General features: G+C 71.2%; 17 protein-coding genes. 13 read left to right on the forward strand and 4 right to left on the reverse strand.

Annotation, left to right across the window (positions count from 1 at the left end):
• The first annotated feature begins 176 nt into the window (after nucleotides 1-176).
• The gene (locus SLINC_RS32360) at nucleotides 177-878 is read left to right on the forward strand and encodes a DUF4190 domain-containing protein (protein ID WP_067440558.1); all 702 of its coding nucleotides are present in this window, start codon (nucleotides 177-179) and stop codon (nucleotides 876-878) included.
• A gap of 81 nt (nucleotides 879-959) precedes the next feature.
• Complete coding sequence (locus tag SLINC_RS32365; protein ID WP_067440561.1) at nucleotides 960-1,460, forward strand: DUF4190 domain-containing protein; 501 nt, start codon at nucleotides 960-962, stop codon at nucleotides 1,458-1,460.
• A gap of 111 nt (nucleotides 1,461-1,571) precedes the next feature.
• Here the strand turns inward: SLINC_RS32365 and SLINC_RS32370 are convergent, their stop codons facing one another.
• A complete protein-coding gene (locus SLINC_RS32370; protein WP_067440564.1) occupies nucleotides 1,572-2,141 on the reverse strand; it encodes an NADAR family protein in 570 nt (189 codons plus the stop codon).
• Between the two features lie 208 nt (nucleotides 2,142-2,349).
• Here SLINC_RS32370 and SLINC_RS32375 point away from each other — a divergent pair, with 208 nt between their 5' ends.
• The 7 genes from SLINC_RS32375 (at nucleotide 2,350) to SLINC_RS32405 (ending at nucleotide 10,102) form a co-directional block, all read left to right on the forward strand.
• Nucleotides 2,350-3,888 (forward strand): gamma-aminobutyraldehyde dehydrogenase, encoded by a 1,539-nt coding sequence (locus tag SLINC_RS32375; RefSeq protein WP_067440567.1) that lies wholly within the window; start codon nucleotides 2,350-2,352, stop codon nucleotides 3,886-3,888.
• A 79-nt stretch (nucleotides 3,889-3,967) separates the two neighbouring features.
• Nucleotides 3,968-5,215, forward strand: coding sequence for a polyamine ABC transporter substrate-binding protein (locus tag SLINC_RS32380; protein WP_067440570.1), 1,248 nt, complete (start codon nucleotides 3,968-3,970; stop codon nucleotides 5,213-5,215).
• Complete coding sequence (locus tag SLINC_RS32385; protein WP_067440573.1) at nucleotides 5,212-6,393, forward strand: ABC transporter ATP-binding protein; 1,182 nt, start codon at nucleotides 5,212-5,214, stop codon at nucleotides 6,391-6,393. Before SLINC_RS32380 ends, SLINC_RS32385 begins: the two co-directional genes overlap by 4 nt.
• Complete coding sequence (locus tag SLINC_RS32390) at nucleotides 6,393-7,322, forward strand: ABC transporter permease (RefSeq protein WP_067440576.1); 930 nt, start codon at nucleotides 6,393-6,395, stop codon at nucleotides 7,320-7,322. Before SLINC_RS32385 ends, SLINC_RS32390 begins: the two co-directional genes overlap by 1 nt.
• A complete protein-coding gene (locus SLINC_RS32395; protein WP_067440579.1) occupies nucleotides 7,323-8,123 on the forward strand; it encodes an ABC transporter permease in 801 nt (266 codons plus the stop codon). It abuts the gene before it with no gap.
• A 3-nt stretch (nucleotides 8,124-8,126) separates the two neighbouring features.
• Nucleotides 8,127-9,527 (forward strand): NAD(P)/FAD-dependent oxidoreductase, encoded by a 1,401-nt coding sequence (locus SLINC_RS32400; RefSeq protein WP_067440582.1) that lies wholly within the window; start codon nucleotides 8,127-8,129, stop codon nucleotides 9,525-9,527.
• Between the two features lie 125 nt (nucleotides 9,528-9,652).
• Nucleotides 9,653-10,102, forward strand: a complete 450-nt coding sequence (locus SLINC_RS32405) for a hypothetical protein (protein WP_067440585.1) — start codon at nucleotides 9,653-9,655, stop codon at nucleotides 10,100-10,102.
• Nucleotides 10,103-10,185: 83 nt separating this feature from the next.
• Here SLINC_RS32405 and SLINC_RS32410 read toward each other — a convergent pair whose 3' ends face one another.
• Together SLINC_RS32410 and gabT are read right to left on the reverse strand one after the other, a co-directional pair.
• A complete protein-coding gene (locus tag SLINC_RS32410; protein ID WP_079164843.1) occupies nucleotides 10,186-11,022 on the reverse strand; it encodes a phosphatase PAP2 family protein in 837 nt (278 codons plus the stop codon).
• Nucleotides 11,023-11,235: 213 nt separating this feature from the next.
• Nucleotides 11,236-12,570: a 4-aminobutyrate--2-oxoglutarate transaminase gene (gene gabT / locus SLINC_RS32415; RefSeq protein WP_067440591.1), complete on the reverse strand. Its 1,335-nt coding sequence runs from the start codon at nucleotides 12,568-12,570 to the stop codon at nucleotides 11,236-11,238.
• Nucleotides 12,571-12,819: 249 nt separating this feature from the next.
• Here gabT and SLINC_RS32420 point away from each other — a divergent pair, with 249 nt between their 5' ends.
• The 3 genes from SLINC_RS32420 to SLINC_RS32430 all read left to right on the forward strand — a co-directional run bounded on the left by SLINC_RS32420 (nucleotide 12,820) and on the right by SLINC_RS32430 (nucleotide 18,428).
• Nucleotides 12,820-14,946: an ATP-binding protein gene (locus SLINC_RS32420; RefSeq protein ID WP_067440594.1), complete on the forward strand. Its 2,127-nt coding sequence runs from the start codon at nucleotides 12,820-12,822 to the stop codon at nucleotides 14,944-14,946.
• 121 nt (nucleotides 14,947-15,067) lie between these two features.
• Nucleotides 15,068-16,750, forward strand: coding sequence for a PucR family transcriptional regulator (locus tag SLINC_RS32425; RefSeq protein WP_067440597.1), 1,683 nt, complete (start codon nucleotides 15,068-15,070; stop codon nucleotides 16,748-16,750).
• A gap of 232 nt (nucleotides 16,751-16,982) precedes the next feature.
• Nucleotides 16,983-18,428, forward strand: a complete 1,446-nt coding sequence (locus SLINC_RS32430; protein WP_067440600.1) for an aldehyde dehydrogenase family protein — start codon at nucleotides 16,983-16,985, stop codon at nucleotides 18,426-18,428.
• 142 nt (nucleotides 18,429-18,570) lie between these two features.
• On the opposite strand, the gene SLINC_RS32435 is transcribed toward SLINC_RS32430, so the two are convergent.
• Complete coding sequence (locus SLINC_RS32435) at nucleotides 18,571-21,405, reverse strand: glycoside hydrolase family 3 C-terminal domain-containing protein (RefSeq protein WP_067440603.1); 2,835 nt, start codon at nucleotides 21,403-21,405, stop codon at nucleotides 18,571-18,573.
• A 349-nt stretch (nucleotides 21,406-21,754) separates the two neighbouring features.
• Here SLINC_RS32435 and SLINC_RS32440 point away from each other — a divergent pair, with 349 nt between their 5' ends.
• Nucleotides 21,755-23,452, forward strand: a complete 1,698-nt coding sequence (locus tag SLINC_RS32440; RefSeq protein ID WP_067440606.1) for an extracellular solute-binding protein — start codon at nucleotides 21,755-21,757, stop codon at nucleotides 23,450-23,452.
• Nucleotides 23,453-23,458 lie beyond the last annotated feature (6 nt).

Below are 23,458 nucleotides of genomic sequence, written 5' to 3' on the forward strand. Positions count from 1 at the left end.
GGGGCAGGGCGCCGGGCACACGATGGGGTGCGGCGCGGTGATCGGCTGATCGATGCGGGCCCATCGTAGGACGAGGGAGCCGGAGGGGCCGCCGCGTTTTCCGCGGGGGACCGGCCTCCGAGGTGCGGTGGGCGAGGCCGTAGCATGGCGGCAGGAACGACTTGGGGGGACATGACATGACGGACGCAACGCAGCCGGGCGGAGAGGCCGGTGGCGGCCACGACCCCTGGGCGCCGCCGGAGCACAAGCCGTCGCTGGACAAGGCGCAGCCGCCCGCGCAGCAGCCGCCGTCCGTGCACGACCAGGCCACGGTCACCTCGATGCCGGCCGACGGCTTCGCCGCCCCCGGCACCGGCCCCGTGCCCGGTTACCCGCCGCCCGGCGCGACGGCCGCCACGGGTGCCACCGCCCCGGTCGGCGGCCCCGGTGTGCCGCCCCCGCCGGTCGCTCCCACCGGCCCCGCGGCCCCCGGCGGCTACGGCTACCCGTCCTACGCGCCGCCGCCCGGCTACGGCGGCTGGCCCGGTATGCCGGCACAGCCGCAGAACGGCATGGGCATCGCGGCGATGGTGCTGGGCATCCTGTCCTGCTGCCTGTTCTGTCTGTACGGCGTCGTCTCGGTCGTGCTCGGCATCCTCGCCGTGGTCTTCGGGATCAAGGGACGCAAGCGGGCCGAGCAGGGTCTGGCCGACAACCACGGCCAGGCGCAGGCCGGTCTGATCACCGGCATCATCGGGATCATCCTCGGCGTCGCCGTGCTCGTCCTGCTCGCCATCGGCATCACGGCCGCCATCAACATGGACGACGAGTACGACTCCGACTCCGACTCCTACGGCGCGCTGCACAGCGTCTCCGCGCCCGTGCTGTCGCCCCGCTGATCCCACCCCTCAAGAACCCATCCCCCCAAGGTGATCGGGCCCACTACGATGCCCTGGCAGTCAACGAGGGGAGAGCAGTTCATGTCCGACGCCCAACCCGGATCCGGGGGATTCGGGCCGCCGCCGTCGCAGCCGCCGCACCAGCCCGCGCAGGGAGCCGGTGGCTACGCCTATCCGCCGGCCGCACCCCAGTCCGCACCCGGCTACGGCTACCCGAACGCGGGTCAGCCCTACCAGCAGAACCCCTCCTACCCGGTCGCGCCCCCGATGGGGGCCTACCCGCAGACGCCCGGTTACGCCATGGCGCCGCAGCCGGCCAACGGCATGGGCACGACCGGTCTGGTGCTGGGCATCATCGGCGTGGTGTGCAGCGTGGTCGTCGTCATGTGGTGGCTCGGTGTCATCCTCGGGATCCTCGCCATCATCTTCGGCGCGATCGGCCGGGGGAAGGCCAACCGGGGCGAGGCCACCAACAAGGGTGCGGCGACCGCGGGTCTCGTCTGCGGGATCATCGCCACCGTGATCCTGCCGCTGCTGCTCTTCCTCGTCTTCGCCAGCATCATGGGCGCGGCGGGACTGTGAGGGATGCCCTCAGGGGCACTGGAACGAAGCGTCACTGAATTCACGGTGACAGAGAAGCGGGGCCGGTCCGACGGACCGGCCCCGCTTCGGTATCTCCGGCCGCCGGACACCTCACCGCTCCCGCAGCCGCCCCCGCGCCTCCATCAACGCGAAGCCCAGCAGGTTCGGCCCCCGCCAGCGCTCGGGATCCGCGGCCGCCTCGTCGTCCGCGGCGAGGCCGATGCCCCACACGCGGTCCACCGGACTGGCCTCCACCAGCACCCGGTCGCCCGTGCTCAGCAGGAACTCCCGCAGATCCGCGTGCGCGGCGAACTTGTGGACACCGCCCTCGACGACGATGCCGAACCGCTCGCGCGCCCATACGGCCTCGTCGAAACCCTGGACGAGCCGCCCGGCCTTCTTGGCCTCGGCGGGGTGGCCGGCCTCCAGCACCCGCCGCTCGGCCTCGGGATCTTCGAAAAGCCGCGCCTTGCCGGCCATCATCCAGTGCTCGGCGGTCGCATAGGCCACTCCGTCCACGGTGAACGGCGACGGCCACCACTGACTCAGACAGCTCGCGCCGACCCGACCGTCCGGTCGCGGCCGGTGCCCCCAGAAGTGCAGATATTTGACCCGCGCACCCGCCCGGACCGCCCTGACCAGGGCATCCCGTGAGTCGATCATCCCCGTGGTTCCTTCCATGCACGCGAGTCTGGCAGGCGCCACCGACACTCCGTCCCCCCTTTTCGGGGGTCGCTCGACACCTGGTCGACAGATTCCGTCGCGTAACCAAAAGGCAACAACGGAATCACTTGTTGGACGCCCTTTGCTCTGTCAGGATCGGCACTCAAATCCAGCTGGAGCTACGCCAGCCCCGTCCCGGACCGGGGCGACGGCGGAGGAGAGCGACATGCACAAGCCGGGCACTGCCACCCCGGACAGGTTCGCGGCCCAGGAGCGCTTCGCGGACGGCGCGCAGTTCATCGCGGGCCGCCCGGCGAAGGGCACCTCCGGCCGGACGCACACGATCGTCGACCCGGCGACCGGCGAGGACGTGTACACGTACGAACTGGCCGGCACCGCCGACGTGGACGCGGCCGTCGCCGCCGCCCGCGCCGCGTTCCCGGGCTGGTCCTCGGCCACCCCCGGGGAACGCTCCGACGCCCTGCACCGCTTCGCCGCCGTGCTCGCCGACCGTGCCGAGGAGCTGGCCCGCGCCGAGTCCCTCCAGTGCGGCAAGCCGCTCAAGCTGACCCGTGAGTTCGACGTCCCGGGCACCATCGACAACACCGCCTTCTTCGCCGGTGCCGCCCGCCATCTCCAGGGACAGTCGGCCGGCGAGTACTCCGGCGACCACACCTCCTACGTCCGCCGCGAGCCCATCGGCGTCGTCGGCTCCATCGCCCCCTGGAACTACCCCCTTCAGATGGCCGCCTGGAAGATCCTCCCGGCGATCGCCGCGGGCAACACGATCGTCCTGAAGCCCGCCGAACTCACCCCGCTCACCTCGCTGCTGTTCGCGCGGGCCGCGACCGACGCCGGCCTCCCGGACGGCGTGATCAACATCGTCACGGGCACCGGCAAGGAGGCCGGCGAGCACCTCGTCGGCCATCCCGACGTGGCCATGACCTCCTTCACCGGGTCCACCGCCGTCGGCAGGCGCGTCGCCGAGATCGCCACGGCCACCGTCAAGCGACTCCACCTGGAGCTCGGCGGCAAGGCGCCCTTCCTGGTCTTCGACGACGCCGACCTGGAGGCGGCCGTCCACGGAGCGGTCGCGGGCGCGCTCATCAACACCGGGCAGGACTGCACGGCCGCCACGCGCGCGTATGTGCAGCGGCCCCTCTACGAGGCGTTCGTCGAGCGGACGGCCGCCCTCATGGAGACCGTCCGGCTCGGCGACCCGTTCGCCGCGGGCACCGACCTCGGCCCGCTGATCTCGCACGTCCAGCGGGACCGGGTCGCCGGATTCGTCGACCGGGCGCGTGCCTACGCGCGCGTGGTGACCGGCGGCGAGGCTCCCCAGGGGGATCTGAAGAACGGCGCGTACTACCGCCCCACCCTGATCGCGGATGCCGCCCAGGACAGCGAGATCGTCCAGTCCGAGATCTTCGGACCGGTCCTCGTGGTCCTGCCCTTCGACAGCGACGACGACGGGATCCGGCTGGCGAACGACACCCCCTACGGCCTCGCGGCCTCCGCCTGGAGCCGTGACGTCTACCGGGCCAACCGCGCCACCCGCGAGATCAGGGCGGGCTGTGTGTGGGTCAACGACCACATCCCGATCATCAGCGAGATGCCCCACGGCGGCTATCGGGCCTCCGGCTTCGGCAAGGACATGTCTGCGTACTCCTTCGAGGAGTACACCCAGATCAAGCACGTCATGTTCGACAACACCGCGGTGCCCCGCAAGGACTGGCACCGCACGATCTTCGGGGACCGGCTGTAACCGATTTCCGGCTACCGCCGGGTGACGTATCCAGGCCGCCCGACCCGCGGCCGCCTCATCCCGAAAGGGCACCACGCGCATGGAGCAGTACGAGCCCGACAGCCTGTCCCCGGCCCAGGTGGCCGCCATGCGGCGCAGCTTCCGTAACGGGCGCGCCTCCCTCACCCGCCGTTCCCTGCTGCGTGCCTCCGCGGGCGGCGCGCTCGCGGTCGGCGGTGTCGGGGGCCTGAGCGCCTGCGGCATCCCCGCGGCGGGCAGCACCCAGGGCGGAGTCTCCGCGGACGACCGCTCGGCCAGGGAGAAGACGGTGAACTTCTCCAACTGGACCGAGTACATGGACGTCGACGACAGCGGCAAGCGCCATCCGACGCTGGACCAGTTCACCCGGCGCACCGGTATCAAGGTCAAGTACACCGAGGACATCAACGACAACAACGAGTTCTTCGGCAAGATCAAGCCGCAGCTCGCCGCGGGCCAGGACACCGGCCGCGACCTGATCGTCCTCACCGACTGGCTGGCCGCCCGCCTGATCCGCCTGGGCTGGGTCCAGAAGCTGGACGCCTCCCACCTGCCCCACGCGTACGCCAACCTGTCCGCGCAGTTCCGCGACCCGGACTGGGATCCGGGCCGCGCCTACTCGTACGTCTGGCAGGGCATCTCCACGGTCATCGCCTACAACAGGAAGGCCCTGGACGGCGTCGAGGTGAAGTCCGTCTCCGACCTGCTCGACAACCCCAGGCTCAAGGGGCGCGTCGGCTTCCTGTCGGAGATGCGCGACAGCATCGGCATGACCCTGCTCGACATGGGCAAGGACCCGGCGCACTTCACAGCCGACGACTTCGACGCGGCGATCGCCCGCATCCAGAAGGGCGTCGACAAGGGCCAGATCCGCCGCTTCACCGGCAACGACTACACCGCGGACCTGAGCAGCGGCGACTTCGCGGCCTGCATCGCCTGGGCCGGTGACGTCGTACAGCTGAAGGCGGACAGCCCGGACATCGACTTCATCATCCCGGACAGCGGCTACATGACGTCGACCGACAACCTGCTGGTCCCCAACAAGGCCCGCCACAAGACGAACGCCGAACGGCTCATCGACTTCTACTACGAGCCGAAGCCGGCCGCCGAGCTCGCCGCGTACATCAACTACGTGTGTCCCGTCGACGGGGTGAAGGCCGAGCTGGAGAAGATCGACGCGGATGCGGCGAACAACCCGCTGATCATCCCCGACAAGGCCATGGCCGCGAAGTCCCACGCCTTCCGCTCGCTGAGCTCGAAGGAAGAGACCGAGTTCGAAGAGAAGTTCGCGAAGCTGACTGGGGCGTGACCATCGTGACGAACAAGACCACAGAGGGCGGCGGCGATGTCCGCCTCGCCGGCATCGGCAAGACCTACGGCTCCTTCACCGCCGTCCACCCGCTCGACCTGACCGTGCCGCAGGGCTCCTTCTTCGCCCTGCTCGGCGCCTCCGGCTGCGGAAAGACCACGACCCTGCGCATGATCGCGGGGCTGGAGGAGCCCACGAGCGGCACCGTCCACCTCGGTGACCAGGAAGTCACCCGGCTCCCGCCCTACAAGCGGCCGGTGAACACGGTCTTCCAGTCCTACGCCCTCTTCCCGCACCTCGACATCTTCGAGAACGTCGCCTTCGGTCTGCGCCGGCGCGGCATCAAGTCGGTGAAGAAGCAGGTCGGGGAGATGCTCGACCTGGTGCAGCTCGGCGAGCAGGCGCGCAAGAAGCCGCACCAGCTCTCGGGCGGCCAGCAGCAGCGGGTGGCCGTGGCGCGTGCGCTGATCAACCACCCCAAGGTGCTGCTCCTCGACGAGCCCCTCGGCGCCCTCGACCTCAAGCTGCGCCGTCAGATGCAGCTGGAGCTCAAGCGGATCCAGACCGAGGTCGGCATCACCTTCATCCATGTCACGCACGACCAGGAGGAGGCCATGACCATGGCCGACACGGTCGCCGTGATGAACGCGGGCCGCGTCGAACAGCTCGGCTCGCCCGCCGACCTGTACGAGAACCCGAACACCACCTTCGTCGCCAACTTCCTCGGCACGTCGAACCTGATCGAGGCCGAGGTCGACTCCCGGAGCGGCGACGACATCGTGCTGAAGGCGGGCGGCGGCAAGCTCGTGCTCCCCGAGGCGCGCTGTTCCGCGCCCACGACGACCGGCGGCAAGGTGCTGGTGGGGGTCCGCCCCGAGAAGATCACCCTCACCCATGCCGACGAGGCGGGCGAGATCTCCGCGGGCCGCAACCGGATCACCGGGAGGATCGCCGACTCCAGTTTCATCGGCGTCTCCACGCAGTACGTCATCGACAGCCCCGTCTGTCCCGAGTTCGAGGTCTACGCCCAGAACATCGACCGGGACGCCCGGCTGGTGCCCGGCGCCGAGGTCGTCCTGCACTGGAACCCGGCGCACACCTTCGGTCTGGACGCTGCCCAGTCCCTGCTTGCTGGGACAACGGGCTCCGCCGGTATCCAGGAAGAGGCGGCGGTCTGATGGCGACGCTCACCGAGGCGCCGCCGCCTCTCACCCCGACGGCTCCCGAGAAGAAGCCCCCGCGCAGAAGAGGCCGCTTCACGCCGTACTGGCTGCTGCTGCCCGGCATCCTGTGGCTGCTGGTCTTCTTCGCGCTGCCGATGATCTACCAGGCCTCCACGTCCGTGCAGACGGGCTCCCTGGAGGAGGGCTACAAGGTCACCTGGCACTTCGTGACCTACTGGGACGCGCTGAGCGAGTACTGGCCGCAGTTCCTGCGCTCGGTCGCCTACGCGGCCGCCGCGACGGTGCTGTGTCTGGTGCTCGGCTACCCGCTGGCGTACCTCATCGCCTTCCGCGCGGGCCGCTGGCGGAACCTGATCATGATCCTGGTGATCGCGCCGTTCTTCACCAGCTTCCTGATCCGCACCCTCGCCTGGAAGACGATCCTCGCGGACGGCGGCCCGGTCGTCGGCGCCCTCAACACGCTGCACGTCCTGGACGTCACCAACTGGCTCGGCTGGACGGCCGGCGACCGGGTGCTGGCCACACCGCTCGCCGTCGTGTGCGGTCTGACGTACAACTTCCTGCCGTTCATGATCCTGCCGCTCTACACGTCGCTGGAGCGCATCGACGGACGGCTGCACGAGGCGGCCGGCGACCTGTACGCCAGACCGATCACCGTCTTCCGCAAGGTCACCTTCCCGCTGTCGATGCCGGGCGTGGTCTCCGGGACGCTGCTGACCTTCATCCCGGCGGCCGGCGACTACGTCAACGCGGACCTGCTCGGCTCCACCGACACCCGCATGATCGGAAACGTCATCCAGTCCCAGTTCCTGCGGATTCTCGACTATCCGACGGCGGCGGCACTCTCCTTCATCCTCATGGCCGCGATCCTCGTCATGGTCACGGTCTACATCCGCAGGTCCGGCACGGAGGATCTGGTCTAGATGCCCTTCCTCAACTGGCTCAAGCGCCACTTCGTCGTCATCGCGGGACTGCTGACCCTCGGCTATCTCCTGCTGCCGAACGTCGTCGTCACGGTGTTCTCCTTCAACAGACCGAAGGGGCGCTTCAACTACGAGTGGCAGCAGTTCTCCACGGACGCCTGGAAGGACCCGTGCGGGGTCTCCGACCTGTGCGGCTCCCTGTCGGTCAGCCTCCAGATCGCCTTCTGGGCGACGCTCGGCGCGACCGCCCTCGGCACGCTGATCGCCTTCGCGCTGGTCCGCTACCGCTTCCGCGCCCGGGGCGCCGTCAACTCGCTGATCTTCCTGCCGATGGCGATGCCCGAGGTCGTCATGGCGGCCTCGCTGCTCACCCTGTTCCTCAACATGGGCGCCCAGCTGGGCTTCTGGACGATCCTCATCGCCCACATCATGTTCTGCCTGAGCTTCGTCGTCACGGCGGTGAAGGCGAGGGTGATGTCGATGGACCCACGGCTGGAACAAGCGGCCCAGGACCTGTACGCGGGCCCCTTCCAGACCTTCATCAGGGTCACACTCCCGATCGCCGCTCCCGGAATCGCGGCGGGCGCGCTGCTCGCCTTCGCGCTCTCCTTCGACGACTTCATCATCACCAACTTCAACGCGGGCTCGACCGTCACCTTCCCCATGTTCGTCTGGGGTTCGGCCCAGCGCGGCACGCCCGTCCAGATCAACGTCATCGGTACGGCCATGTTCCTCGTCGCCGTGCTGCTGGTCCTGGCCTCCATGGTCATCAGCAATCGCCGCAACAGACAAAAGGCATAGGCCGTGAACCGGACCAAGGCACTGTCGGACGCCCAGCCGGTCCCGTACTGGCTGGACGACCCCGAAAAGCCCCGCCCCGAACCCGCGCTCACCGGCGCCGAGACCTGTGACCTGCTGGTCGTCGGCGGCGGCTACAGCGGACTGTGGACCGCGCTGAACGCCAAGGAGCGCGACCCGCGACGGGACGTCGTCCTGCTGGAGGGCCGCGAGGTGGGCTGGGCCGCCTCCGGCCGCAACGGCGGCTTCTGCGCCGCCTCCCTCACCCACGGTCTGGCCAACGGACTGACCCGCTGGCCCCGGGAGATCCACCGGCTCCAGGAGCTGGGCGCCCGCAACCTCGACGAGATCGAGAAGGCGGTCGCCCGGCACGACCTGGACTGCGACTTCGAGCGCACCGGTGAGATCGACGTGGCGACCGAGCCGTACCAGGCGAGGGAACTGCGCGACTGGTACGAGGAGATGCGGCGCCAGGGCCTCGCCGACGGCGTCGACCTCCTGGACGCCGAAGCGGTGCGGGAACAAGTCGACTCACCGACATTCGAGGCGGGCCTGTGGGACCGCCGGGGCGTGGCCATGCTCCACCCCGCCAAGCTCGCCTGGGGCCTGAAGCGGGCCTGCCTGCGCCTCGGCGTCCGCCTCTACGAGCACACCCCCGCGCTCGATCTGAAGCCCTACGGCGCCGGCATGGCCGTACGCACTCCCTACGGCTCGGTCCGTGCCCGCAAGGTGGCGCTCGGCACCAACATCTTCCCGAGCCTGGTCAGACGCGTCCGGGCGTACACCGTGCCGGTCTACGACTACGCGCTGATGACCGAGCCGCTGACCGCCGGGCAACGGGAGGCGATCGGCTGGCGCAACCGCCAGGGCTTCGGGGACAGCGCCAACCAGTTCCACTACTTCCGGCTGTCCGCCGACCACCGGATCCTGTGGGGCGGTTACGACGCCGTGTACCCCTACGGCGGCCGGGTGCGGGCCGAGTACGACGACCGACCGGAGACGTACGCCAAGCTCGCCGAGCACTTCTTCACCTGCTTCCCGCAACTGGAGGACGTCCGCTTCACGCACGCCTGGGGCGGCGCGATCGACACCTGCTCGCGCTTCTCGGCGTTCTTCGGCACCGCCCACCACGGCAAGGTGGCGTACGCGGCCGGGTACACGGGCCTGGGTGTGGGCGCGACCCGTTTCGGCGCCGACGTGATGCTCGACCTGCTGGCGGGGGAGCGCACCGAGCGGACCTCGCTGGAGATGGTCCGCAGGAAGCCGCTGCCCTTCCCGCCGGAGCCCTTCGCCTGGACCGGCATCGCGCTCACCAAGTGGTCGCTGGCCCGGGCGGACGCTCATGGCGGCCGGCGCAACCTGTGGCTGCGGACCATGGACCGGCTCGGGCTCGGCTTCGACAGCTGACGACCGCGCCCCTGGTGTGATCCGGTTCACTCGGACGGGGTGCCGGAACCCGCGTAATGCCTGCCGGGAGACCTCCCTCTCCTTCGTGACGCGACCCGCGTCCGAACACAAAGGGAGGTCCCCTCATGACTGGGGCGAAGACGGCTGTGGAGTGGCTGGCATCCGTCGCACCGGATCCAGAGGCCTGCCGCTGGGAGTGGGAGCGCAACCCCCTCGGGGTCGCGCTGCTGCCCGCGGGCAAGGCCTGGGACGTACTGATCCTGCGGGCCGAGCTCGGCTACCCGACGCTCGACGTCCTCACCCGCATCCTCGACCGGCCCGGCCCGGTGCTGGTCGACTTCGGTGACGCCCGGATGGGCTTCTTCGTGCCGCCGGGCACCGCGGCCCGCTGGGTCGGCACGGGTATCCGTACGGCCGGCGCCGGCACCTGGATCGTGGTGCCGTACCCGGGCCGGGTGGCCGGTGGCGGGGTCCGCTGGCTGGTGCCTCCGGACGGCTCCGGCACCCTCACCGACCCGGCACTGCTGGAACTGGCGATGCACGAGGCGGCGGCGGGCCTGGCCACGGAGGACTAGGAACCGCCCCCGGCGGATCACCGGATCACGTCGGCCGCCCGTGCGGCCGACGCGGAGCGGGTCCTCGAAGGTCCCGTGGGCGGCTACCTCTGCGGCCGGCCGGGCGTCCCCCGCCCGAGGAACAGCCACAGCGACGAGAGCAGCACCGCACACAGACACCAACTGGCCACCACGTCCAGCGGCCAGTGGTAGCCGCGGCGGACCAGACCGAAGGACACGCCCAGGACGAGGGCGGCACACAGGGCGAGGAGCAGACGGCGGGCTGCCGTCGAGCGGAGCCAGGGGAGCAGCAGCAGAGTCGCGCCGCCGTAGGCGACGGCGGCCGTGGCGGTGTGCCCTGAGGGGTAGTAGCCGGTGGCGGGCGGCACGACAGGGGTGCCGGGACGGTCGGTGAGCTCCTTGAGGGGGACGACCAGCGCCGGGACCAGAACCATCAGGAGGGCCGCCGCGAGGGGCGCGACCCACCATCGGTCTGTACCCATACGGCGGGAGCGCCAGGCCGTGTACACCAGGGCCACCGCCAGGACCGGGACCGCGACCTGGATGTTGCCGAGGTCGGCGAGGAGTTCGGAGGCCCGGTCCGGATGGACCAGGGCACGGCTGAGGCCCTCGTCCACGCGCAGCAGCGGGCCGTCGGCCACGACCTGCCAGGTGATCAGCGCGAAGAGGAGGGCCGGAAGCCCGAGAAGGAAGAAGAGGGAGGTCGGCCGCCCCGGAACAGGGGGGGTGGTTCCGGGGCGGCCGAACGGATCGGATGGTCGCGCGCCCCGGGGGGTTTGGGGCGGGCGACTGTCCGATCGGTGAGGAGATCCGGAGCCGGAGGCTCCGTTTGTGTGCGCGAGGGCACGACCAGATCGAAGCTGGGGAGGCCCCGACCTGAGATCGCCCGCGGTTTCCCGCGGACGGGGTGTATCTCTCATCTGGATAGAACCTACGACAGGCGATGGGCACAGGACAGGCGGAATCGAATCCTCCCATCCACCTCGCACACCTTCTTCACACGCTCTGCCTCTCGCCGCCGCAGCACCGGAATTTCGTGCGAAGTGTGGGGCTGGGGCGGGTGGGACGGAAGGGGAGACTCCGCATCCGACCTGCGGTGTTTCCCCTGGGGCCCCGATGCGGGCGAGGCCGGCTCAGATCCGGGCGAAGGCCTGCTCGATGATGTCGAGGCCCTCGTTCAGCAGGTCCTCGCCGATGACGAGCGGCGGCAGGAAGCGCAGCACGTTGCCGTAGGTGCCACAGGTCAGGACCAGCAGCCCCTCGGCGTGGCAGGCCTTGGCGAGCGCGGCGGTCGCCTCCGGGTTCGGCTCCTTGCCGGCGCGGTCCCTGACCAGCTCGATGGCGATCATCGCGCCACGGCCCCGGATGTCACCGATGATGTCGAACTTCTCGGCCATGGCGGTCAGGCGGGCCTTCATCGTGGCCTCGATCGCCTTCGCCCTCGTGTTGAGGTCCAGCTCCTTCATCGTCTCGATCGAGCCGAGCGCACCCGCGCAGGCGACCGGGTTGCCGCCGTAGGTGCCGCCCAGGCCGCCCGCGTGCGCGGCGTCCATGATCTCGGCGCGGCCGGTCACGGCGGCGAGCGGCAGACCGCCCGCGATGCCCTTGGCCGTGGTGATCAGGTCCGGGACGATGCCCTCGTCCTCGCACGCGAACCACTGGCCGGTGCGGCAGAAACCGGACTGGATCTCGTCGGCGACGAAGACGATGCCGTGGTCCGAGGCGAACTGCCTGAGTGCGGGCAGGAAGCCCTTCGCCGGCTCGATGAAGCCGCCCTCGCCGAGCACCGGCTCGATGATGATCGCGGCCACGTTCTCGGGGCCGACCTGCTTGGTGATCTGGTCGACGGCCTGCGCGGCGGCCTCCGGCCCCGCGTTGTCCGGACCGGTCGGCCAGCGGTAGCCGTACGCCATCGGCATCCGGTAGACCTCGGGCGCGAACGGACCGAAGCCGTGCTTGTACGGCATGTTCTTCGCCGTCAGCGCCATCGTGAGGTTGGTGCGCCCGTGGTAGCCGTGGTCGAAGACGACGACCGCCTGGCGCTTCGTGTACGCGCGGGCGATCTTCACGGCGTTCTCCACGGCCTCGGCACCGCTGTTGAACAGGGCCGACTTCTTGGCGTGGTCACCCGGGGTCAGCTCCGCGAGCGCCTCGGCGACCTCCACATAGCCCTCGTACGGCGTGACCATGAAACAGGTGTGGGTGAAGTCGGCGAGCTGCGCCGAGGCCCGGCGTACGACGGCCTCGGCGGAGGCGCCGACGGAGGTCACGGCGATGCCGGAGCCGAAGTCGATCAGACGGTTGCCGTCGACGTCCTCGATGATGCCGCCGCCCGCGCGCGCGGTGAACACCGGCAGCACGGACCCCACGCCCTGCGCGACCGAGGCGAGACGGCGGGCCTGGAGTTCCTGCGACTTCGGGCCGGGGATGGCGGTGACGACGCGGCGCTCCTGCGGAACTGCGGTCATGAGGGGCTCCTGGGGTTCTGCGGGCACGTACCTTCTTCTCTCGCAGGCTAGGGCCGACCCCGGAAGGCGGGCATGCTCCATGTGGGCGTTGTCGGCGACGGCGATTGTCCGCGGTGGACATGGCGGTGAACACGCGGTGGACAGGGCGGACAGAAGCGGGCCCGGCCGCGTAAGCGGTGAACTCCCCGGGCGGGAGCGTTAGATTGACCGCTGATGGTGGACGGAACGGCTGGTCAAGGGGCGAGGGCGATGGACAGCGACGGGACGCGGGACACCCGGGGTACGCATGCGAACCCTGTGCCACGTCCGGCAGGGCCCCCACGGATGCCGGAGACGCCCCCGCGGCCGGCCACCGCGCCCGGAACACCGCCGATGCCGGACGGGTCCGCCTTCCTCACCTGGCTGCGCACGCCCCGGCCGGAGGCCGCCCCGGGCGTGTGGCGGTTCGGGCACACGGCCCGGCCCGACGAGGAGCCCGAGCAGATCCCGACCCGGCAGCTGCTCAGCGGGGCGGTGATCGCCTTCCTGGTGGGCTGGCTGGTCTGGTCGCTGCTGTGGAACGGCTACCTCGGCGGCTGGTGGGTGCTGCCCCTGGAACTCTTCACCCCGGACTCCTGGCGGCACAGCGACGACCGCGTCGGCAACGCGATCCTCTGGTACAGCTACTACACGCTGATCGCCCTGACGATCATGCTCGTCGTCGGCCGGCTCGGCCGCTGGGGCGAGATCTGGCGCCGCTTCGGCCCGCCCGCCTGGAACCGGGCGGCACCGGCCGCCGAGCGCCCCGTGACACCGGAGCAGGACCCCGTCCAGTGGCCCGAGCTGCGGATGGCCGGAGCCGTCGACGCCGCCGAGCGGCTGGCCGCCGAGGCCCGGGCCGGGCTGATGCGGGACGTCGACCACGCCCGGATCACCCGCGCCTGGCAGGGCGTCCGCAGCGGCCGGCACAGCCTGGCCACCTTCACCGGCACCGTCCTGAACGAGGGCGCCGCCGCCTGTCTGCACCCCTCCGGCGCCCGCGACCTGCCGACCCGGCTCGCCCGCCACGATCTCGTGACCGGCCAGGTGCGCCTGGGCACCACGGCCGACGACGCCCGCAACCCGTACGCCTACCGCGGCACCGGTCTCGGACTCGGCCCCGACCTGCTCGGCACCTCCTTGCTCGCGGTCGGACCGGCCGGCTCCGGCAAGACCGGCACGGTGGTCCGGCCGCTCGCCGAGTCGCTGTGCCTGCACGCCCTCGCCGGCCGCGCCGCCGTCGTCGTGGTCGGCGCCGCGGGCGCGGGGCTCGGCCCGACCGACGCCTACGACGTCGTCGTACGCATCGGGAATCCGGAATCCGTCTACGACCTCGACCTGTACGGCGGGACGAGCGATCCGGACGAGGCGGCGGCCGTGCTCGCCGAGGCGCTCGTCGGGGACCTCGCCGAGCCCCACCAGGGCGGCGACACCCGCCGGTCCACCACCGTCCTCGCCCAGCTGCTCGGGCCGTTCCGGACGGTCCACGGCCGCTTCCCCTCCGTACCGGAGCTGCGGCAGCTGCTGGACGGCGCGCCGGGGCCGCTGGCCGCGCTGCGCACGGGGCTCCAGGAGGCCGGGCACGAGTCGCTGCTGCGGGAACTGGACGCGCGGGAACGGCAGATGGGGCATCCGGGGGACGTCGGGGGCGTGCTCGCGGATCGTGTCGCGCTGCTCGACCGGCCCGCCTTCGCCGGCTTCTTCGACACCTCCGGGCAGTCGCGGCCGTTCTCGCTGAAGGCGCTGGACCATCCCGTGCGGGTGCGGATCGACCTGCCGCAGCGCGGGCACGCCGACGCCTCGCGGATGCTGGCGCGCCTGGTGCTCGCCCAGTTCACGGCGAGTGTCGCGGTGCGCGAGGACCGGTCGCTGTTCGCCTGCCTGGTCCTCGACGACGCCACCGGCGTGGTGACCCCGGAGGCCGTGCGGGGCATCCAGCGGCTGCGGTCGGGCAACGCCGGGGTCGTCCTGACGCTGCGCACCCTGGACGACGTACCGAGGCCGCTGCGCGGGCCGCTGCTGGGCGCCATCGGGTGCCGGATGGCGCTGTCCGGGCTCACGCCGTGGGACGGGCAGGACTTCGCCGAGGTGTGGGGCAAGGAGTGGATCGAGGCACGGGACGTCACCGACCGGCAGATCATCGCCGAGACCCCGGCCGGCAAGGCGCTGCACGCGGTGCGCCGGGTGATCACCGGGAAGGCGCCGACCGCGCGGGCGGTGACCGTACGGCAGGTCGAGCGGGAGCGGTGGTCGCCGTCCGAGCTGGCGCACGGGGTGCCGCCGGGGCACGCGGTGCTCTCGCTGACCACGGTGAAGGGGGACCACGCGCCGCCGCTGCTGGTGGATCTGCGGGGTTGAGCGGTGCGGGGTGACCGTACAGTGAGGCAGAATCGTCACAGGCCGTTCATACGTGGCGGCCAAAAGTGCACAAGGATCACGACGGTCTCACCTCCCGCGGTCACTCCTCCCTGAAGGCCTCATGCCCCCCACGCTCGCCTCGCTCGTCCACCACTCCGCGCTGAAGCTGACCGTGCGGGCGGGGGAGGACCGCCTGGACGTGCCGGTCCGCTGGGCGCACGTCAGCGAGCTCGCCGACCCCGTCCCCTACATGGAGGGCGGGGAACTGCTGCTGATCACCGCCCTCAAGCTGGACGCCGAGGACCCGGACGTGATGGCCCGGTACGTCAAGCGTCTGGTCGGGGCCGGGGTGGTCGGGCTCGGCTTCGCCGTCGGCGTCAACTACGACGAGATCCCGGCCGCCCTCGTGGCGGCGGCCGAGCAGGAGGGGCTGCCCCTGCTGGAGGTGCCGCGGCGCACACCCTTCCTCGCGATCAGCAAGGCCGTGTCGGCGGCGATCGCGGCCGACCAGTACCGGTCGGTGACGGCGGGCTTCGCCGCCCAGCGCGAGCTGACCAGGCAGGCGCTCACCGACGGCCCGGAGGGTCTGCTGAGCGCCCTCGCGGGCCAGGTCGACGGATGGGCGGCGCTCTACGACGCGTCCGGCGCCGTCGTCGCCACGGCGCCGGAGTGGGCGGGGCGGCGGGCCGCCCGGCTGACGGCGGACGTCGAACGGCTGCGGGAGCGGCCCGCGCCCGCCTCCTCGGTCGTGGGGGACCCGGACCACGAGGACCGCGTCGAGCTGCACTCCCTGGGCACGGGCCGGCGCGCCCGGGCTGCCCTGGCGGTGGGGACGGCGGCGGCACTCGGGACGGCCGAGCGGTACGCCGTGCACTCGGCCATCGCGCTGCTGACCCTGACCACCGAACGCTCCCGGTCCCTGCACGCGGCCGAGCAGCGGGTCGGGGCGGCGGTGCTGCGCATGCTGCTCGCCGGGGAGCCGGACCACGCGCGGGCGGTGGCCGGTGACCTGTACGGGGAGCTGCTGGACGCGCCGTTCCGGATGATCGTCGCCGAGGCGGGCTCCTCGGCATCGGCGGCGCGGGTCCGGGCCGAGGGACACACGGACGCGCCGCCCACCCGGTCGACCGCGGCGACGCTCGCCGCCGCGGACCCGGCCGGTGATCCGCTCGCCGCGCTCACCGAGGTCATGGAGTCGGCGGCGGCGCGGGCCGGGGAAGCCGTGCTGGTCGTCCCGGAGAACGGGGGCGGCGCGAGCGAACGGCTGGTGGTGCTCGCGGCGGACGGCGGGGCCGCGGTGAGCGCGTGCGGGGAGTACGCCCAGGCGCTGGAGGCCGCGCGGGCCGGGACGGAGGAGCGCGCGGCGGGCGAGGACGAGGACGAACTCGTCGTCGGACTGTCGGCACCGGCCGGGCCGATCGCCGCGGCGGCCGCCTACAAACAGGCCGAGCAGGCGCTGTCGGTGGCCCGGCGCAGGGGGCGGGTGTGCGTCGAGCACGAGCAGATGGCGGCCGGGTCCGTGCTGCCGCTGCTGGCCGACGACGCGGTGAAGGCCTTCGCGGACGGGCTGCTGCGGCCCCTGTACGAGCACGACGCGCGCGGCCGGGGCGACCTGATCGCCTCCCTGCGGGCCTGGCTGTCCCGGCACGGGCAGTGGGACACGGCGGCCGCGGATCTGGGGGTGCACCGGCACACGCTGCGCTACCGGATGCGGCGGGTGGAGGAGATCCTGGGGCGGTCGCTGGACGATGCGGATGTGCGGATGGAGCTGTGGCTGGCGTTGAAGGCTACGTCGGCGGAGTGACGTCGGCGGAGTAGCGGGCCTGTGTCGGTGTGGCCGCCGGGGTGTTTTCGCCCCTGCCGCCCCTACCCGTCCCATCCCTGGGGGCTGCGCCCCCAGACCCCGCTGTCGGCCCTTAAGGGGCCTCGTCCTCAAACGCCGGACGGGCTGAAATGGACGCGCCGGAGTGGTATTCGCGCCCACTGCTCCACCTCGGACAAATATGCCTCGCCCGCCCCACCCCTACCGTGGACCCATGACTTCCACCCACGCCTTCTGGCTCGCCGGCCGCCAGGCCACCGGCGAGGACACCTTCGACGTCACCTCCCCGTGGGACGGCCGCCTCGTCGGCAGGGTCGCCGTGCCGACGGACGGGCAGATCGAGGAGGCGGTGGCCGCCGCGTACGCCGTGCGGGAGGACTTCGCGGCGACACCGGCCCATGTGCGCGCCGCCGCCCTCGACCATGTGAGCCGGCGGCTCGTCGAGCGCACCGAGGAGATCGCGCGGCTGATCTCCGCCGAGAACGGCAAGCCGGTCAAGTGGGCGCGGGGTGAGGTCGGCCGCGCGGTCTCGGTGTTCCGGTTCGCGGCCGAGGAGGCCCGGCGGTTCAACGGCGGCGAGGCCCAGCGGCTCGACACCGACGCGGGCGGCCAGGGCCGCCTCGCCCTGACCCGGCGGTTCCCGAAGGGTGCCGTCCTCGGCATCGCGCCCTTCAACTTCCCCCTCAACCTGTGCGCCCACAAGATCGCCCCGGCGATCGCGGCCGGCGCGCCGATCATCCTGAAGCCCGCCCCGGCCACCCCGCTCTCCGGCCTCGTCATCGGTGAGCTGCTCGCCGAGACCGAGCTGCCGGCCGGTGCCTGGAGCATCCTGCCCGTCCCGAACGACCGGATGCCCGCCCTCGTCCAGGACGAGCGGCTGCCCGTGATCTCCTTCACCGGTTCCGAGAAGGTCGGCTACGCGATCATGGACTCGGTGCCGCGCAAGCACTGCACGCTGGAGCTGGGCGGCAACGGCGCGGCCGTCGTCCTCGGGGACTACGCGAGCGACGAGGACCTCGACTGGGCCGCCACCCGCATCGCCACCTTCTCCAACTACCAGGGCGGGCAGTCCTGCATCTCGGTGCAGCGGGTCATCGCCGACGCGTCGGTGTACGACCGGCTCCTGCCCCGGATCGTCGCCGCCGTCGAGGCCCAGGTCACCGGTGATCCGGGTGACGACGCGACCGATGTGGGCCCGCTGGTCAGTGAGGACGCGGCCCGGCGCGTCGAGGCGTGGGTGCAGGAAGCGGTCGAGGCGGGCGCGAGCCTGCTGACCGGCGGCAAGCGCGACGGCGCCTCCTACGCGCCGACCGTCCTCACCGACGTGCCGGCGGACACCACCCTCTCCTGCGAGGAGGTCTTCGGGCCCGTCCTCACCGTGCAGAAGGCGGACGGGGAGGCGGCGGCCTTCGCGGCCGTCAACGCCTCCAAGTACGGCCTCCAGGCAGGGGTGTTCACCCACGACCTGCAGGCCGCCTTCCGTGCCCACCGCGCTCTCGAGGTCGGCGGTGTCGTCATCGGCGACGTGCCCTCCTACCGCGCCGACCAGATGCCCTACGGCGGCGTCAAGCAGTCCGGGGTCGGCCGGGAAGGCGTGAAGTTCGCGATGGACGACTACACGTACGAGCGGGTGCTGGTCCTCACCGGACTCGCCCTCTAGGCCGATCCGGTGCGCTCCGGGCCGATCCGGCGTGCACCCCCCTAGCTAATGGGAACCATTTTCAGATAGGGTCCCCGAAGGGGTCCGGCACCGATGCCTTCCGGTGCCGGGCCCCTTCCTTGCGTCGGCCTCGTCCGGACCCTCAACCGGAGAAGCCGACGTGCGCGAGCCGCAGCGGGCCGCGCAGTCCGACGCGCAGATCGCGCACACCCTCGACGGTCAGAGTGGCGCCGAGCGCGGTGTAGTCGTACGGGCCGCCGGACCCGCTCGCCGTCAGTTCCGCGAGCACCGGGCCGCCGTCGACCGACAGCTCGACCGTGCCCTCGCCCGCCACGGTCACCGTCACCTCGGCAGCGCCGGTCCCGAAGTCGCAGGCACGGTAGAGCAGTTCACCGGCCAGACCCGGAACCGCCGTCACCGCGTCGCCCTCCGTCTTCGTCCGGTCGACGATCTCGATGCCGCTCTGCTCGTCGAAGTCGGCCGCGTCCAGACCCCGTGCAAGGACGGCACGCGGCGCGCCGGGCTCGCCGTCGAGCGACATGGTCGTCCGTAGGCGGACGTCCTCGCTGGAGGCGCCGGCCAGGATGTCGTACGGGCCCGGTTCCAGACGCCAGTCGCCCCGGGCCACGTCCCAGAACTCCAGGGCGTGCAACGGGACCTCGAAGGCCAGCTCCGCCCGGGCGCCGGGCGCCAGCGCGACCCGGCGGTGGGCCAGCAGCTGCCGGCGCGGACGCGGGAGCGCCGGGTCCGCGGCGCGGGCGTAGACCTGGGCGACCTCGTCGGCCTCCCGGTCCCCGGTGTTCGTGACCGTGAAGGACACGTGGAGCGTGCCGTCCTCGACGCGGGTCGCGAGGTCGCCGTAGGAGAAGGACGCGTACGACAGCCCGTGCCCGAAGGGGAACAGCGGGGTGCCCTCGAAGTACAGGTAGGTCTGGCGGCCGCCGATCACGTCGTAGTCGAGGAGGTCGGGCAGGTCGGCGTCGTCGGCGTACCAGGTCTGCGGGAGGCGGCCGGCGGGGGAGACGTCGCCGGCCAGGACGCGGGCGAGGGCGGTGCCGGCCGCCTGGCCGCCGTGGGCCGTCCACAGCACCGCGGGCAGCGCCGTGGTGTCGACCGCGTACGGGTACGCCGAGACCAGCGCGAGGACGGTGTTCGGGTTGGCCGCGCGCGCCGCGCGCAGCAGGCGCTCCTGGTGTGCGGGCAGCCGCAGCGTAGTGCGGTCCTCGGTCTCGCGGCCGTGGATGTGCGGGTCGTTGCCCGCGACCACCAGGACCACGTCGGCCTCGGCAGTGACCCTGGTCACTGCGTCCTCGCCGCGTTCGACGACGATGAGCTCGAACGTTTCCGGATTCTCGTCGGCAACCTTTACTCCGTCGGCGGAGACAGAGACGTGGCGACCCGTACCGACATGCCTGAGGAGGTGTCCGTCACCGTGCGGTTCCAGACGGAACGTCTCCTGGACGACCCAGCCCCCCGGCTGGTCGGCGGAGGCGCGGAGGAAGCCGTCCTCGGCGACCGAGAGATAGCGGCCGTCGGGTGCGCGCAGCGTCAGGGTGCCCTCGCCCCAGTCGATCAGCGCGAACTCGGTGCCGGCCGGGTCGGTGGTGAGCGGGGGCAGGTCGGTGCGGCCCGCGAGCAGCGCCGGGTCCAGGGCGCCCTCGGCACCGCGCGCCTCGTCGGCGGCGCCGTCCGCGGCGGGCACATGCAGGAACGTGCCTTCACCGGTCCTGAGCAGGACCCGGTCCACACCCTCCGCGAACTCCACCCGCTCGGCGCCGAACCGCTCGTACAGCCCCTCCAGCGGGGTCGAGCGGTGGATGAGGGTGCCGCTGTACCAGTCGAGCTTGCACTCGTCGGCGAGCAGACCGACCACCGCGATCCGGGAATCCCGCGCGAGGGGCAGCGTCCCGTCGTTCTTGAGCAGGACGATCGCCTGCTCGGCGGCCTCCCGGGCGAGCTCGCGGTGCGCCGGGGTGTCGAAGTCCTTGGCGTCGGCGTGCGGGTCGTGGTCCGGGTCGAACTCGCCGAGCCGGAAGCGGACCGAGAGCTGGCGCCGGACGGCCGTGTCGATGTCGGCCTCGGTCAGCAGGCCCCGCTCGTGGGCCCTCTTGAGGCGCCCGATCATCTGCGAGCTGTCCGTGCCGTGGTCGGTGAAGCTGTCGACGCCGGCCCGGAGGGAGGCCGCGGTGGCCTCCTCGTGGGTGTCGAAGTAGTGCTCGTGGTCGACCAGGTTGCTGGGCGCGCCCGCGTCCGAGCAGACCAGCAGCTCCTCCTCGGTCCAGGCGCGCAGGTGCTCGCGCAGATACGGCGAGACATGGTTCGGACGGCCGTTGACCAGGTTGTACGCCGGCATCACTCCGGCCACCGCGCCCGCCTCGACGGTCTCGCGGAAGGCCCGCATGTCGTACTCGTGCAGCACGCGCGGGCGGACCGAGCTGGACGAGGTGGCCCGGTCCGTCTCGTTGTTGTGCGCCAGCCAGTGCTTGAGCACCGGGGCCGTGCGCCAGTACGTCGGGTGGTCGCCGCGCAGTCCCCGCGTGTACGCGGTGGCGATGGCCGAGGTGAGTTTCGGGTCCTCCGAGTAGCCCTCCTCGTTGCGGCCCCACAGCGGGTGCCTCAGGAGGTTGACGGTGGGCGCCCAGACGTTCAGGCCCACGCGGTCGTCGTGGGCGCGCAGCGCCCGGACCTCCTTGGACACCGCCTCGCCGACCCGTCGTACGAGATCCGTGTTCCAGGTCGCGCCCAGGCCCACGGCCTGCGGGAACACGGTGGCCGGGCCCATCCAGGCGACGCCGTGCAGGGCCTCCTGGCCGGTGCGGAAGGCGTCGACGCCGAGACGGTCGACGGCGGGGGCGAACTGGTGCAGGAAGGCGGTCTTCTCGTCGAGGGTCAGCCGCGACAGCAGATCGTCGATGCGCTTCGCGAACGGCAGGCTCGGATCGCGGAAAGGCGGCGTGGGCGGCGTGTGTGCGGTCACGTGGGGTTCCCTTTGCTGTGGAGCGGCGACGCGCTTTCGAAGCGCTTCGATGCTGATTCGATGCGGGGGTGGGTGTCAAGAGACCCCCGGGCAACAAGTCCGACTCCTGACCGTTATTTCAAGGGAGTCACGAGACGGATCGGCGGGGCCATGGCTCCGAGGAATCTTGGATACGACCCTTGTGCACCCCTGGGTGTTCACTTAACCTCACAGCAACATCGAAGCGCTTCGACTACCGGAACCCAGTGCCTGGTCGAAGGAACGCTTCAGCTCAGCCAGTTCCACTCAAGACACCGCAGCCGACGGCTCCACCGCCGGGTGTCCTGGTGCGCCATGAAGGGTTGACGCAATGACGCCGAACGCCGCCGCCTCCTCTGGTCCTTCCGGACCCAGCCGGAGAAGCTTCCTCGCCTCCACCGCGGTCGCCACCGCGGCGGTCGCGGGCGGGATGCCACTGCTCGCCGCCTGCGGCGGCTCGGAGAGCGGCTCGCGCGAGGGCACCACGTCGGGCAAGGACGCGAAGAAGCTGCTGCCGGCCTTCGTCGCCAGCAACGTGGTGACCCCGGACCTCCCCTCGAAGAACGGCTCACCCCTCGGCTTCACCAGCAAGCTCGACCTCGCGGACCTGAAGACCTCGGTCCCCAAGAAGCTGGGCAAGGGCGGCAAGGTCACGATCATGTCGCCGTTCTGGGGCTCCCCGCCCAAGGGGAACAACCCCTACTACCAGGGGATGAACAGCCTGATAGGCGTCGACGTCGTCTGGCAGAACCAGGACGGCAACACCTACGACCAGAAGCTCGGCGCGGTCCTCGCCTCCAGTGACATCCCGGACGTGGTGGTCGTCCCGAGCTGGAACATGAGCGGCCGGATACCCACCGCCCTCATCAACAAGTTCGCCGACCTCGGCCCCTACCTGTCGGGCGACGCGGTCAAGGAGTACCCGAACCTCGCCGCCATCCCGACCGACGCCTGGCAGCGCTGCATCATCGGCGGCAAGCTGCGCGCCCTGCCGCAGCCCTCCCCGCCCATCACCGGCATCGTGCCCCTCTACCGCAAGGACATCTTCGACAAGGAGGGCTACGAAGTCCCGCGCTCCACCGACGAGTTCATGGCCCTCGCCAAGGAGATCACCAACGCCAAGGCGCGGCGGTGGGCCTGCCTGGACATGAAGTGGACCGCCTTCCAGATGTTCAGCGTGTTCTCCGGCAGCGAGAAGCCGCTGTGGTGGAACCACCAGGACGGCAAGATGGTCTGCCGCGTCGAGACCGAGGAGTACCTCGAAGCGCTGGAGTGGGCCCGCAAGCTCTTCGCCGCAGGCGTCGTGCACCCCGACTCCATGATGGGCAAGAACGCCCCCGACCCGGGCCCCAAGTTCGCCGCCGGCGAGTTCCTGATCTACCCCAACAACATCACCCAGTGGTGGAGCCGCACCGCCGAACAGGCCACCCAGAACCCGGAGTTCAAGATCTGGGGCATGGACGTCTACAACCACGACGGCGGCGACCCGACGGTCTGGGCCGAACAGCCGGCCGGCATCTTCGCCTACGTCAACAAGAGCGCCTCGGAGTCCGTCATCCGTGACGTGCTGGCCGCCGCCAACGTCACCGCCGCGCCGTACGGCACCAAGGAATACATGATGACCAACTACGGCGTGGAGGGCACCCACTACACCGTCAAGGACGGCGTGCCCGTCAAGACCGACGCGGGCAACAACCAGGTCATGAACGCCTACGTCATGCTCGCGAGCCCTGCTGCCACCCTCGCCCACCCCGACTTCCCCGACGTCGCCAAGGCGCAGGTGGAGTGGTACCAGCGGATGGGCTCCTTCACCAAGAAGTCCAGCTTCTACGGCCAGATGATCACCGAGCCGACCCGCTACACCAACCTCGGCAACGACTTCGAGCAGCTCGAGGACGACATCACCCGCGGCCGCAAGAAGATCAGCGACATGCAGCAGGCCGTCTCCACCTGGAAGCGCCAGGGCGGCGACAAGCTGCGCGACTGGTACCAGAAGCTCCTCGACGAAAACGGCTCGGCGGCGAGCTGACCAGGC

It is taken from the genome of Streptomyces lincolnensis, from assembly GCF_001685355.1.
GTDB lineage: Bacteria > Actinomycetota > Actinomycetes > Streptomycetales > Streptomycetaceae > Streptomyces > Streptomyces lincolnensis.